At 57.3% G+C, this 281-nt stretch carries 2 tRNA genes; both read left to right on the forward strand.

What is annotated here, in order from left to right:
* Positions 1-71, forward strand: a tRNA-Glu gene (locus QP978_RS10795).
* A 30-nt stretch (positions 72-101) separates the two neighbouring features.
* Positions 102-173 (forward strand) — tRNA-Gln (locus QP978_RS10800).
* The last annotated feature ends 108 nt before the right edge of the window (positions 174-281 follow it).

Raw genomic sequence — 281 nt, forward strand, 5'->3', positions numbered from 1 at the left:
CCCGTTCGTCTAGCGGCCTAGGACGCCGCCCTCTCACGGCGGTAACACGGGTTCAAATCCCGTACGGGGTACAAAGACAGCGTGAAAGCGCCAGTCTTTATTGGCCTATGGTGTAATTGGCAACACTACGGTTTCTGGTACCGTCATTCTAGGTTCGAGTCCTGGTAGGCCAGCGGAATTCGCTCACTCAGTTGGGTTGGATTCAGTTCTAAGCCCCGTTCGTCTAGCGGCCTAGGACGCCGCCCTCTCACGGCGGTAACACGGGTTCAAATCCCGTACGG

The organism is Corynebacterium sp. MSK035 (assembly GCF_030232615.1).
GTDB classification, from domain to species: domain Bacteria; phylum Actinomycetota; class Actinomycetes; order Mycobacteriales; family Mycobacteriaceae; genus Corynebacterium; species Corynebacterium jeikeium_D.